The organism is Streptomyces sp. STAM6 (assembly GCF_054963715.1).
In genome coordinates this window covers 466727-481155 of record NZ_JBUEFZ010000001.1, presented here as the reverse complement: position 1 = coordinate 481155, position 14429 = coordinate 466727, and the positions used below count along the sequence as shown (strand labels likewise).

Sequence of the window (14429 nt, the reverse complement as noted above, 5' to 3'; positions counted from 1 at the left end):
CCGTGGCGAGTCGAGCTGAAGGGGCGCCGCGGTGTCGAAAGGGAGAGCGCGCGCGGAGGTTCCGCGGAACGAGGAACCGAGCACGACCGACCGTCGACACCGCGTGAGGCGCCCCGGAGGTGAACCGAGCCCCTTTGAGGGGGGCCGGTCCGCCGAGCCGCGTACAGTCTCGCCGCTCGTCCCGCCACAGGTCACTGGGGTTGAACACCCGGCAGGGGTGTGGCTGGCACCACCCTCCCCGAACCCGCCTCGCAGAGGGTCACAGACCGAGCGCCCTGGCCTCCTGCTCGGGCGTCACCCCCACCCGCGGCCGGTCGGGCCGCTGGGGAGCCCGGCCACCGAGCGAATTCAGCCACGCCCAGGTGTCGGCGACCGTCTCGGCGACCGGGCGGCAGCGCAGTCCCGCCGCCAGCGCCTTGGACACATCACCGGTGTGCATCGCGTCGTGCAGCTCGCCCGGCGGGAGCCACACCGGCAGCCCCGTCCAGGGCTCGATGCCCGCCTTCTGGATCACCTCCGGCGCGGTCCACCGAAGCTCCGCGGTCGAGCCCGTGACGCGGACACAGCTCTCCAGCAGTGCCCCCGTGGTCGTGTGCCCGGACGGGGAGACGAGGTTGTACGCCCCGGAGAGCCGGTCCCGGGCCGCGTCGAGGGTCCACTCGGCGAGGTCGCGCACGTCGATGTACTGCAGCGGAAGGTCGCGCGGCCCCGGCGCGAGGACCGGGCCGCCCCGCGCGATCCGGTTCAGCCACCAGGGCAGCCGCCCGATGTTCTCCCAGGGGCCGAGGATCAGCCCCGCACGGGCCAGCAGCACCCGCTCCGCGCCGAACCCCGCGACAGCCGCCAGCTCCCCGCCCCGCTTGGACTCCGCGTACGGCACGTCCGTCGCGTCGGGCGACCCCTCGACCACGGGACCGTCCTCGTCCAGCCGCGCCGCCGTCGGCCAGGCGTAGACGCTGCGGCTGGAGACGTAGGTGTAGTGCCCGGCCCGGTCGGTGAGCAGCCGGGCGGCGTCCCGCACCGCCGCGGGCGCGGCCGACCAGGTGTCGACGACCAGGTCCCACCGCCCGTCCGCGAGGGCGGCGAGCCCGTCCGGCGCGGTCCGGTCGCCCAGCAGGGAGGCCACTCCGGCCGGTGGCTCGTGGCGCCCGCGGTGGAACACCGTCACGTCCCAGTCACGGGCGAGGGCCGCCTCCACCAGGGCGCGGCCGACGAATTCCGTACCACCGAGGATCAGAAGTCTCATGGAGGCGACTCTGCCTTTTCACACCGGTGCTGTGAAAGGGACTTCTGCTGCCAGGAGAACACCTGGTCTGCCGCGCCCCGTTCCGGGATGGCAGCATGTGCGGACGATGACGGATGTCCGGTCGCCGATACGCGCCCTCCGAGCCGCGCTTTTCGCGGCGGTGTGCGTGACCTTGGCTGCTGTGGGGCATTTGTCCATGTCTGACCATGGCATTCCGCTGCCCTCGCTGCTCGCCGCGTTCGCGTCGACGGCCGTCCTGGCATGGCTGGCGGCCGGCCGCCGCCGCGGGACGCCGTTCATCGCCACCGGGCTCCTCACGCTCCAGGCGGTCCTGCACGCGACCTTCGGGGCGGGCCGCCCCCACCACGCCGCCGAGACCCCCGCCTCCCCGGTGCACGACCACGACCACGGCCACGGGCAGGGGCACGGCACCGCGGCGGCGGACCTGACGGCCGGCCCGGCGCCGGGCGGCACCCTGCCCGGCCCGGCCCAGCTCCTCGAAGCCGTCGGTCTCGGCGGGGCGTCGACCGGGATGTGGACCGCCCACCTCCTGGCCGCCGCCGTCTGCGCCCTGTGGCTCGCGCGCGGTGAAGCCTCCTTCTTCCGGCTCGCCCGCGCCGTCGCCGCCCTCGCCTTCACCCCGCTGCGCCTGCTGCTCGCGGTCGTCCGCCTCCCGCGGGCCCCGCGCCCCCGGCGCCCGCGCACCACCACCGTCCGGCGACACCCCGGCGTCGTCCTCGCGCACACCGTCTCCCGGCGCGGCCCGCCCGCCCTGTCCGTACCCCGCGCCACGGTCCTGGGAGCGACGCACGTCTGATCCGGGGCCGATTTCCCCTGCAGACACGCACGTACGCCGACACCTAGGACAGTCATGGCCATTGACGACCGGGCGACCGCGGCCCCAGCAGCCGCGCCGACCCCCGCCGAGACCGCATCGACCTGGAGCGCCCTGCGCCCCCTCCTTCTGCGCCTGCACTTCTACGCGGGCCTCCTCATATCCCCGCTCCTCCTCGTCGCCGCCGTGAGCGGACTGCTCTACGCCCTCTCCTTCCAGGCCGAGAAGGTCCTCTACAGCCATGAGCTGGAGGTCCCCGTCGGCGACCACGTCCTCCCGCTCACCCAGCAGGTCGACGCCGCCCGCGCGGCCCACCCCGACGGGACCGTGACCGCCGTCTGGCCCTCGGCCGAGGACGGCGCCACCACCCGCGTCCTCATGACCACGCCGGACATCGAGGAGGGCAAGTCCCTCGCCGTCTTCGTCGACCCCTACACCGCCGACGTACGCGGCGACCTGCCCAGCTACGGCAGCTCCGGCGCCCTCCCGCTGCGCGCCTGGCTCTCCGAGTTCCACGCCGACCTGCGGCTCGGCGAACCCGGCCGCAACTACAGCGAGATGGCGGCCAGCTGGATGTGGGTCGTCGCCCTCGGCGGCCTGCTCCTGTGGACCGGCCGCAGGCGTGCCTCCAAGCGCGCGCTGCTGCTGCCCGAGCGCGGCCCGAAGTCCCGCCGCCGCACCCTCTCCTGGCACGGCTCGGTCGGCCTGTGGGCCGTGACCGGCCTCGTCCTGCTCTCCGCGACCGGCCTCACCTGGTCGCGGTACGCGGGTGAGAACATCGACGCGATCCAGACCCAGCTCGGCGGGGCCACGCCCACCGTCTCCGCCACCCTCCCCGGTGCCGCCGACGGCGGCGGCACCGGGCACGAGGGCCACGGCGGCGGCCACCACCCCACGCCGGCGCCCAAGGGCCCGGACGTCGGCATCGAGAAGGCCGTCGAGTCCGCCCGTGCCGCGGGCGTGGACGGGAAGATCTCCGTGCTCCTGCCGTCCGAGGGCAAGGGGTACGTGGTCAAGGAGACCGACACGACCTTCCCCGTCCACCTCGACTCGGTCGCCGTCGACCCGGCCGACGGCACGGTCATGGACGAACTCCGGTTCGCGGACTACCCCGTGCTCGCCAAGCTCACCCGCTTCGGCATCGACGCCCACATGGGCGTCCTCTTCGGGCTCGCCAACCAGCTGGCCCTGGCGGCCCTGATGATCGCGCTGATCCTGCTCATCGTGTGGGGCTACCGCCTGTGGTGGCTGCGCCGGCCCACCAAGGTGCGCAAGCTGAGCACGGGCCGGCCCATGCCGCGCGGCGCGTGGCGGAAGGTTCCGGTCACCGTGCTCCTCCCGCTCGCCGCCGCGACGGCACTGGTGGGCTGGTTCGTGCCCCTGCTGGGGCTCAGCCTGCTCGCGTTCCTGGTGGTCGACGTGGCCCTGGGCCTGGTGGCCCGGGCCCGCGCCGGGCGCGCCACCGGGAGCACCTCCTGAGCGCTCAGGGCGTGTACTTGTAGCCGACCCGCCGCACGGTCTGGATCGCGCGGCGGTGCTCGGCGCCCAGCTTGCGCCGCAGCCGGGCCACATGGACGTCGACGGTCCGCCCGTCGCCCACGTGCCCGTAACCCCACACGGTGGTGACCAGCTGGTCACGCGTGTGCACCCGGTGAGGATGGGCGACCAGATGCGCCAGCAGCTCGAACTCCAGGTAGGTCAGGTCCAGTGGCCGCCCCTCCACCGCGGCGGTCCGCCGTGAAGCGTCGATGGTGACCGGCCCCTGCACGGCGTCCGTCCCGGCGGCGGTGCCGGAGACCACGTCGGCGGGAGTGGTGGCGGCGGGCGCGGCCACGCCCTGCGGTGCCTGCTCGGCCGGTACCAGGACCAGGTAGCCGATCATCGGCGGCCGGCCCGGCAGGGCCGGCAGGGTGTGCGGCGGAGCGGGCAGCCAGGTCGCGCCCGGCGGGAGGAAGCCGGGGAGGTCGGTCCCCGCGCTCTCGGCTCCGTTCGGGCGGGGGACACCCCGCTCCTCATCGTTGCCCACGGCCCGGAGGCGGTGGCGGCCCGTGAGCGGGGCGGCGGACGGCGCGGTGGAAACGGTACGGGTGTGGGCCATGATGCGGTCAGCTCTTTCGCGCGGAGGGACGGGAAGACGTCTTGCGCGGCGGCCGAAGGCCGGTCGGACGGGTGTCGCCGAAGGGCTTCAGAGGGCCGGCGCGGTCATCGCGCGGCAACACACCCGGTCGAAGTCGTGGTGCTGACGGGAAGGCCAGAACGGCTCGAGGTCGGTACGACCCGTCGCGTGTGCGTTCCGGAGGCTGGCCATGCCCCCATTGAAGCAGACAAGAGGGGCTCGCAGCAGTCCTGTTCACGTCCACTGCGGCGCACGCCACACGCCGGACCACGCGCGAGAGCCCCCGCCGGCGGCCGGCGGGGGCTCTCGCGCGCTCGAGCGGTGGTCGTCCGGATCAGACCTGGCCGGCCTTCTCCAGGGCGGCGCAGCAGGTGTCCACCAGCAGACGGGTCACCACGTACGGGTCGACGTTGGCGTTCGGACGACGGTCCTCGATGTAGCCCTTGCCGTCCTTCTCGACCTGCCACGGGATGCGGACCGAGGCACCGCGGTCGGAGACGCCGTAGCTGTACTGGTCCCACGGGGCGGTCTCGTGCAGACCGGTGAGACGGTCGTCGATGCCCGCGCCGTAGTTCTTGACGTGGTCGAGGGGCTTGGAGCCCTCACCGAGGGACTCGCAGGCGGTGATGATCGCGTCGTAGCCCTCGCGCATCGCCTTCGTGGAGAAGTTGGTGTGCGCGCCGGCGCCGTTCCAGTCGCCCTTGACCGGCTTCGGGTCGAGGGTGGCGGAGACGTTGAAGTCCTCGGCGGTGCGGTAGAGCAGCCAGCGGGCCACCCACAGCTGGTCGGCGACCTCCAGCGGCGCCAGCGGGCCGACCTGGAACTCCCACTGGCCCGGCATGACCTCGGCGTTGATGCCGGAGATGCCCAGGCCCGCCGTGAGGCAGTGGTCCAGGTGCGCCTCGACGACGTCGCGGCCGTGGATCTCGTCCACGCCGACGCCGCAGTAGTAGCCGCCCTGCGGGGCAGGGAAGCCACCCGCCGGGAAACCGAGGGGGCGGTCGCCCTCGAAGAAGGTGTACTCCTGCTCGATGCCGAAGATCGGCTCCTGGGAGGCGAACCTCTCGGCGACCTCGACGAGCGCGGCGCGGGTGTTGGACTCGTGCGGCGTCATGTCGATGTTGAGGACCTCGTTCAGCACGAGGACGTTGTCGCCGCCGCGGATCGGGTCCGGGCAGACGAAGACCGGCTTCAGTACGCGGTCCGAAGCGTGGCCCTCGGCCTGGTTCGTGCTGGACCCGTCGAAGCCCCAGATGGGCAGGTCGGCGAGGGCCGTGGAGGAACCGGCGGCCAGGATCTTCGTCTTGGAGCGAAGCTTGGCGGTCGGCTCGGTGCCGTCGATCCAGATGTACTCAGCCTTGATGGTCACGGGGCCTCATCCTTTGCGGGTGCAGCGGTATGCCGCGCAGCTTCGCAATGTGCGATTTCCCGACCGTTGCCCGTTTGTGAACCCCGTGTTACTCAGCTTTCCTGTCTTTACGGCGCACGCCGTGCGGGGCCCCGGCCGTGGATCCGGCCCTGCGGTGCCGGTACGCCGCCGTCCGCCTGCGCCGCCGGCCGCCCCACGCCGCCGTCCGAGCAACGGGCACACTGGCCGGCATGACCAAGCAGCGCATCGGACTCCTCGGCACCGGCCCCTGGGCCGCGCGTACCCACGCCCCCGCACTCGCCGCACACCCGGACGTCCGGTTCGCCGGGGTATGGGGGAGGCGTCCCGAGGCGGCCGCCGAGCTGGCGGCCACGCACGGCACCAGGGCGTACGCCGACGTGGACGAGCTGTTCGCGGCCTGTGACGCGGTGGCCTTCGCGCTGCCGCCGGACGTCCAGGCACCACTGGCCGCACGCGCCGCGGCGGCCGGCTGCCACCTGCTGCTCGACAAGCCCGTGGCGACGAGCGTGACGGCCGCGCGCGAGGTGGCGGACGCGGCGGACCGGGCCGGCGTCGCGTCGGTGGTCTTCTGCACGCTGCGCTTCGCCGCTGACACCGCGCCGTGGGTCGAGGAGCAGGCCGCTCTGGGCGGCTGGTACCTGGCGCAGGCGCACTGGCTCGGCGCCCTCTTCGGCCCCGGCTCGACCAGCGCCTACGCCGCCTCGCCGTGGCGGAAGGAGAAGGGCGGCCTCTGGGACGTCGGACCGCACCTGCTGTCCGTCCTGCTGCCCGTGCTGGGCGACGTGACCGGGGTGACGGCGGTGAACGGGGCCGGCGACACCCGCCACCTCGTACTGCGGCACGCCTCGGGCGCGGGAAGCACCACCACCCTCAGCCTGAGCGCGCCCGCCACCGCCTCGCACGCCGGCATCACGCTCTTCGGCGAGCGGGGGCGGACCGCGATGCCGTCGTGGGCGGACGCCACCGGATCGCTCCGCGCGGCGGTGGACGCCCTGCTGGAGGCCACGCGCAGCGGGGTGCCGCACGGGTGCGACGCCCGCTTCGGGCTGCGGCTCACCGAAATCCTGGCGGAGGCGGAGGCGCGGCTCGGGGGGTAGGCCGCGCCTCCGCGACGACCGGCGCCGGCCGGTCGTCCGTCAGCCGACGCGCTCGATCCTGGCCTTGCGGATCAGGAACTTGCCGGGCTCGCGGACCTGCTCGAACGCCGCGTTGTTCAGCAGCGCGCAGCTCCCGGAGACCGAGGTGACCTCGACGGTCGTGGACTTGTTGTTGTCGAGGTTGGTCACCTTCAGCTTGGTGCCGATCGGGAACTGGTTGCTGGAGGCGGCGGGGGCACCGCCCTCACCGGACAGCGTGACGGTGGACCCGGCACACACGACCTCGCCGCCGGCCTGCTCACCCTGACCGGGCGGCTGCGCGGCCTCCCCGCCGTTCCCGCCGCCCTGGTTTCCGTTGCCCTGGCCCTGGTTTCCGTTCCCGGCTCCCTGGTTTCCGTTGCCCTGGCCCTGGTTTCCGTTCCCGGCTCCCTGGTTTCCGTTGCCCTGGCCCTGGTTTCCGTTCCCGGCCCCCTGGTTTCCGTTGCCCTGGCCCTGCTCACCCTGACCGCCGGCCTGGGCGCCGCCCGCACCGGCCGCCTCGCCGCCGCCCTGGCCCACTTCACAGCCCGAAGCCGCCTGCTTGCGCTTGATCTCCTCGATCACCGCCTGCCGGTTCGCGATCCTCGCCTCCGACTGGGCGTCCGGGTTGGCCCGCTGTCCGGCGATGAACTGTTCGTTGTTGCGCAGCGCGGTGGCGAGCCCGTCACAGGCCACCGACGCCTGGCTGGTCCCGGTCATCACGACCGCCGTACCACCGACCATCGCGGCCGCGCCGACGAGCAGGGCCAGTTTCTTCTTCCCGCTGAGGGTCTTCTTGCGTGACACGTGGGGGGACTCCTGTCCCCGGCCGCCCGAACGGCGGCCGGATCGGTTCCGGTTGCCCCTACGTACGAGTAGCAAGTCGATTTCGCTCAACTCACGCGTCACTCAAGGTATTTCGAGCCCCTCAGAGCCCCCTCAAAGCCCCTCAGAGCCCCTCAGATCCCCTACGAGCGGCCGAGCGCGTCCCGGACGGCTTCCTCGGTGCGGCCCACCACCGCCGTGCCGTCGTCGGCCGTGATGATGGGGCGCTGGATCAGTTTCGGGTGCTCCACCAGCGCCGTGATCCAGCGGTCGCGCGCTCCGGCGTCACGCGGCCAGTCCTTCATGCCGAGCCCCTTCGCCGCGGCCTCCTGGGTGCGGGTGATGTCCCAGGGTTCGAGCCCCAGCCGGGTCAGCACCTCGCGGATCTCGTCCGCGGACGGAACGTCCTCCAGGTAGCGGCGGACGGTGTAGTCGGCCCCTTCCTCGTCGAGCAGCTTCAGTGCCCCGCGGCACTTGGAACAGGCGGGATTGATCCAGATCTCCATGCCCGCCACGGTACTCCCCGGCGGTCCGCAAAGCCTGCCTGGCCAGGGCCGATTGTCAGTGGCGGCCAGTAAAATCGAGGGAGTTCGTGAGAGCCCGGGGGAGGGCTCCCACACCGCGAACCAGGAGGTCGCCGATGGCTGTTGCCGCACTCACGACACTGCCCCTCGAACCCTGGAAGCCGTTGCAGAAGAAGCCACTGCCGGCGGGCCGGCCCCGCGAGTGGTACGTGTCCCACAACCGCCGCCTCAAGGCCATGCGGCTGGCGATCGCCCTGCTCGATTCGGGCGTCTACCACCCGTCCAAGGCCGACAACGAGACGATAAGCGACACGGCCGAGCGCATCGGGATCCACCCGCCGTCCGACACCACCTGCCGGATGGTGCGCGCCCTCATCCACTCCAGTCGCTGACCGCCTCCGTGGCCGCCCCCGCACCGGGCGGCGGCCACGGACCGCACCGACACGCGGCCATGGACCGCCCGCAGCCACGGACGGGACGCCAACCGGACCCGGCTCAGGGCCGCGCCAGCACCTCTCCGACGTATGCCTCCAGCCGGCCGCCCAGTACCTCGGGCGTCAGGTCCGTGCGGCCCAGCTCCCGCCACGGGACCGCCACCTTCTCCGCGTCGGGCGCGAAGGCGAGCGCGTCCAGGAGCCACCAGTACCGCCGCGCCGCCGGGTCCCGGGACAGGACTCCGCCGTGCGCCACGTACCGCTCGGCGAACCGCAGCCCGCAGTCCACCCCGTGGAGCAGCGCCAGGGCCGTCGAGCAGTGCGCCACATCCAGGTCGGCGGGGCCCCACGACGTCTCCACCCAGTCCACGACACCGCTCACCCGCAGGTCCGCCCCGGAGCCGGTGAACAGGACGTTGCCCGGGTGGAAGTCCCGGTGCAGGAACCGCCCCTCGTAGTCCGGGGCCGGCTGCCCGAGCACCTCGACCGCCCGCGCCCACAGCTCCGGCCGGGCCGTGCCCTCGGGCACCCGCACCCGCTCCGGTGACGTCCAGGCCTGATAGGTCCGCGGGCGCGCGTCCTCCGGCACCTCGACGGCGTGGATACGCACCAGCAGCCGCGCCAGCAGCTCGGCGCGCGCCTCCAGCTCCTCCTCGTCCACCCGCACCGAGCCCGGCAGCAGCGACATCAGCAGGGAGGGGTCGTCGCAGTGCTCACCCGCCGGGTCGACCCCCAGGCACGTCGCCGCCGGCACGTCCGTCCCGGCGAGCAGCCCGAGGATCTCCGCCTCGCGGGCCAGCAGCCCGGGCGCGTGCCTGCGGTAGAACGGCTTCACGAACGACCGCAGCACCACCTCCCGCTCGCCGTCCGGCTCCTCGACCCGCAGCCGGCGCATCCGGGACGTCCAGCCTCCCCGGAGCCGTACGTCCTCCCGCACCCGTGCACCACCGGGGAGTTGCTTGGCCACCCAGGCGGGCGTCCTCGGCTCCGCCAGGACGGCGTCCACGAACCGCCGCCGGTCCTCGGCCTCCTGGGCGAACCACGCCCCGAGCCGGTGGCCCGACCGCTCCACGTCGAGCCGCCGGTACCGTGACCGGGAAGCGAGCGCGTCCTCGACGGCCGCGGTCACCTCCGGCGGAATCACCTCGTCCGTGCCGGGGACCGCCAGCACGGCCGTCCCCTCGTACTCCCGGAAGGTGTCGAGCGCCTTCGAGTCCCGCCAGCCGTCGGGCCGGCCGATGACCTCGGTGAAGGCGGGACCGAACCGCACCGGCCACGCCTCGCGCGCATAGACGGCCGGTGCGCAGATCCCGATGGCGGTCACCCGGTCGCCGAAGTGGCGGAGCAGATCGGCGACGGTCTGCCCACTCATGCTGAAACCGATCAGCACCAGCGGCTCCGCGCCGGGCGCCAGCCGGTCGATCACGGCCCGGGCCTGCACGAACCGCCGCTCCAGGCTCAACTCGTCCGGTTCGCCGCTGCTTTCGCCGTGCCCGGAGAAGTCCGGCGCCAGCGTCCGGTACCCCCGTGCGGCGAACTCCTCGACGAGGGGAAGCAGCTTGCCGGCGCTGCCGTTGCCGGCCCCGTGCAGCAGTACCACCGTCCCCGGAGCGGTTCGGTCCCCCGCCCGCGACACCACACTGATCCGTTCACCGTCGCACTCGATCGCATCCATGATTACGTTTCTACATGAGCACCTCACGACCCCGGATGACCGGCGAAGAGCGACGGCGCCGCATCGCCGTACGCCATCACCTGGCGCCCGCCGCGCGGGCCGCCGGGGTCGAGGACGTCGCGGCCTCGCTCACCGCCCTGCACGGCACCGACCCGGCCACCGTGCACCTCGCCGTGGGCGCCCGCCTCACCGACCCGGCCGGACCGGTGGCCGCCATGGAGCGCGCCCTGTACGAGGACCGCACCCTGGTCAGGATGCACGGCATGCGCCACACGGTCTTCGTGGTGCCCGCCGGGCTGGCGCCCGTCGTCCAGTCCTCCACCACCCACGCCGTCGCCGTACGCGAACGCACCGGGTTCCTCAAGCAGCTGACCGCGGGCAGCGGCTTCGACGGTGCCTGGCTGGCCGACGTCGAGGCATCGGCGCTCGCCGCCCTCGAAGGCCGGGGCGAGGCCACCGCCGCCGAACTGGCCAAGGACGAACCCCGGTTGCGGGAGACGTTCCTCTACGCCCCCGGGACCGGCTACGAGCAGCCGCAGACCGTCTCGACGCGCCTGCTGCGGGTGCTCGGAACCGAGGGGCGGGTGGTGCGCGGACGACCGCTGGGGTCGTGGACGTCCAGCCAGTTCCGCTGGGCGATCGCCCCCGCCCTGCCCGAACTCCCGGCGGCCGAGGCACGCGCGGCCCTGACCCGCCACTGGCTGGCCGCCTACGGTCCGGCCACCGAGGCCGACCTCAAGTGGTGGACGGGCTGGAAGGTCACCGACGTGAGGGGCGCCCTCGGCGCGGTCGGCGCCGTGCCCGTCGACCTCGACGAAGGTGCCACCGGCTTCGTCCTCCCCGACGACACCGCTCCCACCGAACCCCCGGCCCCCTGGGCGGTCTTCCTGCCGGCGCTGGACCCCACCCCCATGGGCTGGCAGTTCCGCGACTGGTACCTCACCCCGGAACACCGCCCGGACCTCTTCGACCGCAGTGGCAACATCGGCCCCACGATCTGGTGGGACGGCCGGGCCGTCGGCGCCTGGTCCCAGCGCCCGGACGGCGAACCGGTCTGGCGCCTCCTCACCGACCCGGGCCGCGAGGCCCGTGCGGCGATCGAAGCGGAAGCGGCCCGTCTGCACGCCTGGCTGAACGGCACCCGCATCACGCCCCGTTTCCGGACGCCCCTGGAGCGCGCCCTGTCCGCCTGAACTCTCCCGCGGGCACCCCCGCGCGGCGCGGGCGCTCCACGGGCTCCGGGCCCGCGCCCGCCCCGGCCGGGGGCCGTGCGACCCCGTGCATCGGTGAACCTCGCACGCGCGACTGCCCCGCACGGCCGGGGAACCTACGCTCGCCCCGAACTCGGGTATTCCGCAGCCCTGTTAAGGGCATCAGCCCCCCACGCACCGAACCGTCACCCCGGGGAGGGACACGTGCTCAAGTACGCACGCCACGCGGACGTCGTCATCGTAGGAGCCGGGATCGCGGGCCTGTCCGCGGCTCATCAGCTGATCAGTGCCGGAGTCACGGTCAGCGTCCTGGAAGCCGCCCCACTCGTCGGCGGCCGGATGGCCACCGAGCACATCGACGGGTTCCGGCTCGACCGCATCGGGCAGCTGCTCAACACCTCGTACCCCGAACTGCGCCGCACCGAGGGCCTGGACGGCTCCGCGCTGCGGCTGTTCCACCCAGGGGTGCTGGTCCACAGCGACGGGCGGCTCCACCGGACCGCCGAAGGACGGGGCGCGCGGTGGGGAGCCCCATACGCCCCCTGGGGCGCGGGGGGAGCATTCAACAGGGCGCGCGCCCTCGCGAGCGCCCCCCGCTCGCTGGACCAGGCCCGCCTCGGCGCCTGGCTCACCCGGCTCGCCGCCACCCCGCCGCCCCGGCTGCTCGCCCGGCCCGAACGGCCTGCCCTGGAGGCCCTCGCCGGGCGCGGCCTGCCGGCCCGCACCGTCAACCGCTTCCTGCGCCCCCTGCTGTCGACGCTGCTCTGCGACCCGGACCTGACCACCTCCAGCAGGTGCGCCGACCTCGCGCTGCGCGGCTACGCCCGCGGCAGGCTGTGCGTGGCCGCCGGCGGCGCGGCGACCCTGCCGGAACGCCTCGCGGCCGCGCTCCCGCCCGGCACGGTGCGCACCGGCGTCTGCGTGAAGGACGCCTCCATCAACAAGGTCGTCACGGCCGAGTACGGCGAGCTCACCTGCCGCGCCCTCGTCATCGCCACCGGTGCCCGGTCCGCCGCCGAACTGCTGCCGGGGCTGCGCGTGCCGGACTTCCACCCGGTGACGGTCCTGCACCACACCGCCCCCGTCGCGCCGTCCACGGGCGCCGCACTCGTCCTCGACGCCGACCGGGCCGGGCCGGTCGCACACACGACCGTGATGAGCGCGGTGGACCCGTCGCGGGCCCCGGAGGGCCGCGTCCTGGTCAGCTCCACCGTCCTCGGCCCCACACCGGGCGGCGCCGAGCTGGACCGCCGGGTCAGAAAGCAGCTGGCCGCTCTGTACGGCACGGCCACCGGCGACTGGGAGCTGCTCGCCGTGCACCACGACGGAGAGGCGGTTCCGGCCATGCCCGCGCCGCACGACCTGCGCCGAAGTGTCCGGCTCCTGGACGGCCTCTACGTGTGCGGCGACCACCGCGACACGAGCACCGTGCAGGGCGCCCTCCACTCCGGCCGCCGTGCCGCCCACGCCGTCCTGCGCGACCTCGGCGTCCACCGGGCGAGCGAGGGCGCTCCACAGGTCAGGGCCGCCGCCTGAGCGCGGCCCCCGCCGGTGACCCGCCGGGCGCGCGGGTTCAGCCGATCGCCCCCACCCGGTCCCGGTAGTTCCGGACGGCCGCCGCGTCCCGGTACGGCTCCAGCCGGCGCTCGAAGTCGCGTACGTACTCCACCGCCCGCGCCGACCGCATCTCGCCGGCCTGCTGTGCGGCCTCCGCCCCCAGCGCGCACGCCTGGTCCAGCTCGCCCAGGCCGAGCCGGGCGGAGGCCAGCACGATCCGGCAGAACAGCCGGCTGCGCGCGAAGGCGGGGGCACGCAGCTGGAGCGCCCGCTCCGCGTGCTGCGCGGCGGCCCGGTACTGCTGCAGATCACGGTGGCAGTGCCCGAAGTCGTCGGCGAGCTGTGCCTCGTCGAAGAAGCGGGCCCAGTGCGGCACGTCGTCACCGGGCCGCGCCGCGTCGAGCGCCCGCTCCGCCCGCACCAGCGAGGCGGTGCAGGCGCGGACCTCGCCGAGGACGGCGTGCCCCCGGGCCTCGACCGCGTGCAGCAGCGCCTGCACGACGGGCGGCGCCGAGGAACCGACGCCCTGCTGGGCGACCCGGGCCAGCTGCACCGCCTCCCGCCCGTGTCCCAGGTAGACGGCCTGCCGGCTCATGGTGATCAGGACGTAGGAGCCGTACGCCCGGTCCCCGGCCGCCTGCGAGAGCCGCAGCGCCTGCACGAAGTACCGCTGGGCCAGCCCGTGCGCGGCGATGTCGTACGACGTCCAGCCGGCCAGCCGGGTCAGGTCCGCGGCCGCCCCGAACAGCCGCCGCCCCACCGTCTCGCCGTACACCCCCCGCAGCATGGGCTCGGCCTCGTGCTCCAGGTACCGCACCAGCGCCTGACGGGCGTGCCCGCCGCCATAGGCGTGGTCGAGGGTGCGGAACAGCTCGGCGACGGACCGCAGCGCCGCGATGTCCCCGCCGGAGACCCGCTGCCCGGGCCCCCGGTCGGTGGACCGCTGGCGCGGGACGGAGCTCCGGCCCTGTGCCGGGACGCGGGCGCCGGCGACCGTGCCAGGACCGCCCGGCGGGGGCTCGCCGCGCCCCACCCGCTCGTCGGCCCGGCCGATCAGCCAGTCCCGGCTCGGGACGACGAGTCCGGCCGGGGTGAAGGCGATCTTGCGCAGCTCGGCGTGGCTCCCGGAGTCCTTCCGCCACAGCCCGCTGACGATGTCCACCGCCTCCTCGGGCGTCGCGGCGAACTCCAGGCCCGCGTACACCGGCGCGCAGGCGTCCAGACCCAGGTCCTGGGCCGACAGCCGCCGTCCGAGGCGCCGGGTGAAGACCTCGGCGATCAGCGCGGGCGTCGTGCCGCGGGGCTGCTGGCCGCGCAGCCAGCGGGTCACCGAGGTCTTGTCGTACCGCAGGTCCAGGCCGTGCTCCAGCCCCAGCTGGTCGACCCGTCTGGCCAGGCCTGCGTTGGAGAATCCGGCTTCTGCGATCAGTGCGGCGAGCTGGCGGTTCGGGTTGCGCTGCGGGGGTCGATCCGTCATCAGCTGTGCGGTCTCCTGCCTTCC

13 protein-coding genes are annotated in these 14429 nt (G+C 74.1%); 6 read left to right on the top strand and 7 right to left on the bottom strand.

Going from position 1 to position 14429, the window contains the following annotated elements; translation table 11 throughout:
- Positions 1-259: 259 nt before the first annotated feature.
- Positions 260-1246 (bottom strand): NAD-dependent epimerase/dehydratase family protein, encoded by a 987-nt coding sequence (locus ACY34K_RS02210; protein ID WP_462742600.1) that lies wholly within the window; start codon positions 1244-1246, stop codon positions 260-262.
- Between the two features lie 196 nt (positions 1247-1442).
- Between ACY34K_RS02210 and ACY34K_RS02205 the strand changes: the two genes are divergently transcribed.
- Both ACY34K_RS02205 and ACY34K_RS02200 read left to right on the top strand, forming a co-directional pair.
- Positions 1443-2063, top strand: coding sequence for a hypothetical protein (locus ACY34K_RS02205; protein ID WP_462742597.1), 621 nt, complete (start codon positions 1443-1445; stop codon positions 2061-2063).
- A gap of 54 nt (positions 2064-2117) precedes the next feature.
- Complete coding sequence (locus ACY34K_RS02200) at positions 2118-3560, top strand: PepSY-associated TM helix domain-containing protein (protein ID WP_462742594.1); 1443 nt, start codon at positions 2118-2120, stop codon at positions 3558-3560.
- 4 nt (positions 3561-3564) lie between these two features.
- On the opposite strand, the gene ACY34K_RS02195 is transcribed toward ACY34K_RS02200, so the two are convergent.
- Complete coding sequence (locus ACY34K_RS02195; RefSeq protein ID WP_462742591.1) at positions 3565-4179, bottom strand: winged helix-turn-helix domain-containing protein; 615 nt, start codon at positions 4177-4179, stop codon at positions 3565-3567.
- A gap of 352 nt (positions 4180-4531) precedes the next feature.
- Positions 4532-5566 (bottom strand): glutamine synthetase, encoded by a 1035-nt coding sequence (gene glnII / locus ACY34K_RS02190; RefSeq protein WP_462742588.1) that lies wholly within the window; start codon positions 5564-5566, stop codon positions 4532-4534.
- A 230-nt stretch (positions 5567-5796) separates the two neighbouring features.
- On the opposite strand from glnII, the gene ACY34K_RS02185 reads away from it, so the two are divergent.
- The gene (locus tag ACY34K_RS02185; protein ID WP_462742585.1) at positions 5797-6684 is read left to right on the top strand and encodes a Gfo/Idh/MocA family protein; all 888 of its coding nucleotides are present in this window, start codon (positions 5797-5799) and stop codon (positions 6682-6684) included.
- Positions 6685-6723: 39 nt separating this feature from the next.
- Here ACY34K_RS02185 and ACY34K_RS02180 read toward each other — a convergent pair whose 3' ends face one another.
- On the bottom strand, positions 6724-7509 hold the full coding sequence (locus ACY34K_RS02180) for an RlpA-like double-psi beta-barrel domain-containing protein (RefSeq protein ID WP_462742582.1): 786 nt from the start codon (positions 7507-7509) through the stop codon (positions 6724-6726).
- Between the two features lie 161 nt (positions 7510-7670).
- Complete coding sequence (locus ACY34K_RS02175) at positions 7671-8033, bottom strand: arsenate reductase family protein (RefSeq protein ID WP_462742579.1); 363 nt, start codon at positions 8031-8033, stop codon at positions 7671-7673.
- Between the two features lie 134 nt (positions 8034-8167).
- On the opposite strand from ACY34K_RS02175, the gene ACY34K_RS02170 reads away from it, so the two are divergent.
- A complete protein-coding gene (locus tag ACY34K_RS02170; RefSeq protein ID WP_462742576.1) occupies positions 8168-8443 on the top strand; it encodes a hypothetical protein in 276 nt (91 codons plus the stop codon).
- A 103-nt stretch (positions 8444-8546) separates the two neighbouring features.
- On the opposite strand, the gene ACY34K_RS02165 is transcribed toward ACY34K_RS02170, so the two are convergent.
- The gene (locus ACY34K_RS02165) at positions 8547-10160 is read right to left on the bottom strand and encodes an alpha/beta fold hydrolase (RefSeq protein WP_462742573.1); all 1614 of its coding nucleotides are present in this window, start codon (positions 10158-10160) and stop codon (positions 8547-8549) included.
- Between the two features lie 14 nt (positions 10161-10174).
- On the opposite strand from ACY34K_RS02165, the gene ACY34K_RS02160 reads away from it, so the two are divergent.
- Both ACY34K_RS02160 and ACY34K_RS02155 read left to right on the top strand, forming a co-directional pair.
- Complete coding sequence (locus ACY34K_RS02160) at positions 10175-11353, top strand: winged helix DNA-binding domain-containing protein (RefSeq protein ID WP_462742570.1); 1179 nt, start codon at positions 10175-10177, stop codon at positions 11351-11353.
- Between the two features lie 222 nt (positions 11354-11575).
- On the top strand, positions 11576-12907 hold the full coding sequence (locus tag ACY34K_RS02155; protein ID WP_462742567.1) for an NAD(P)/FAD-dependent oxidoreductase: 1332 nt from the start codon (positions 11576-11578) through the stop codon (positions 12905-12907).
- A gap of 37 nt (positions 12908-12944) precedes the next feature.
- On the opposite strand, the gene ACY34K_RS02150 is transcribed toward ACY34K_RS02155, so the two are convergent.
- Positions 12945-14405, bottom strand: a complete 1461-nt coding sequence (locus ACY34K_RS02150; protein ID WP_462742564.1) for a regulator — start codon at positions 14403-14405, stop codon at positions 12945-12947.
- Positions 14406-14429 lie beyond the last annotated feature (24 nt).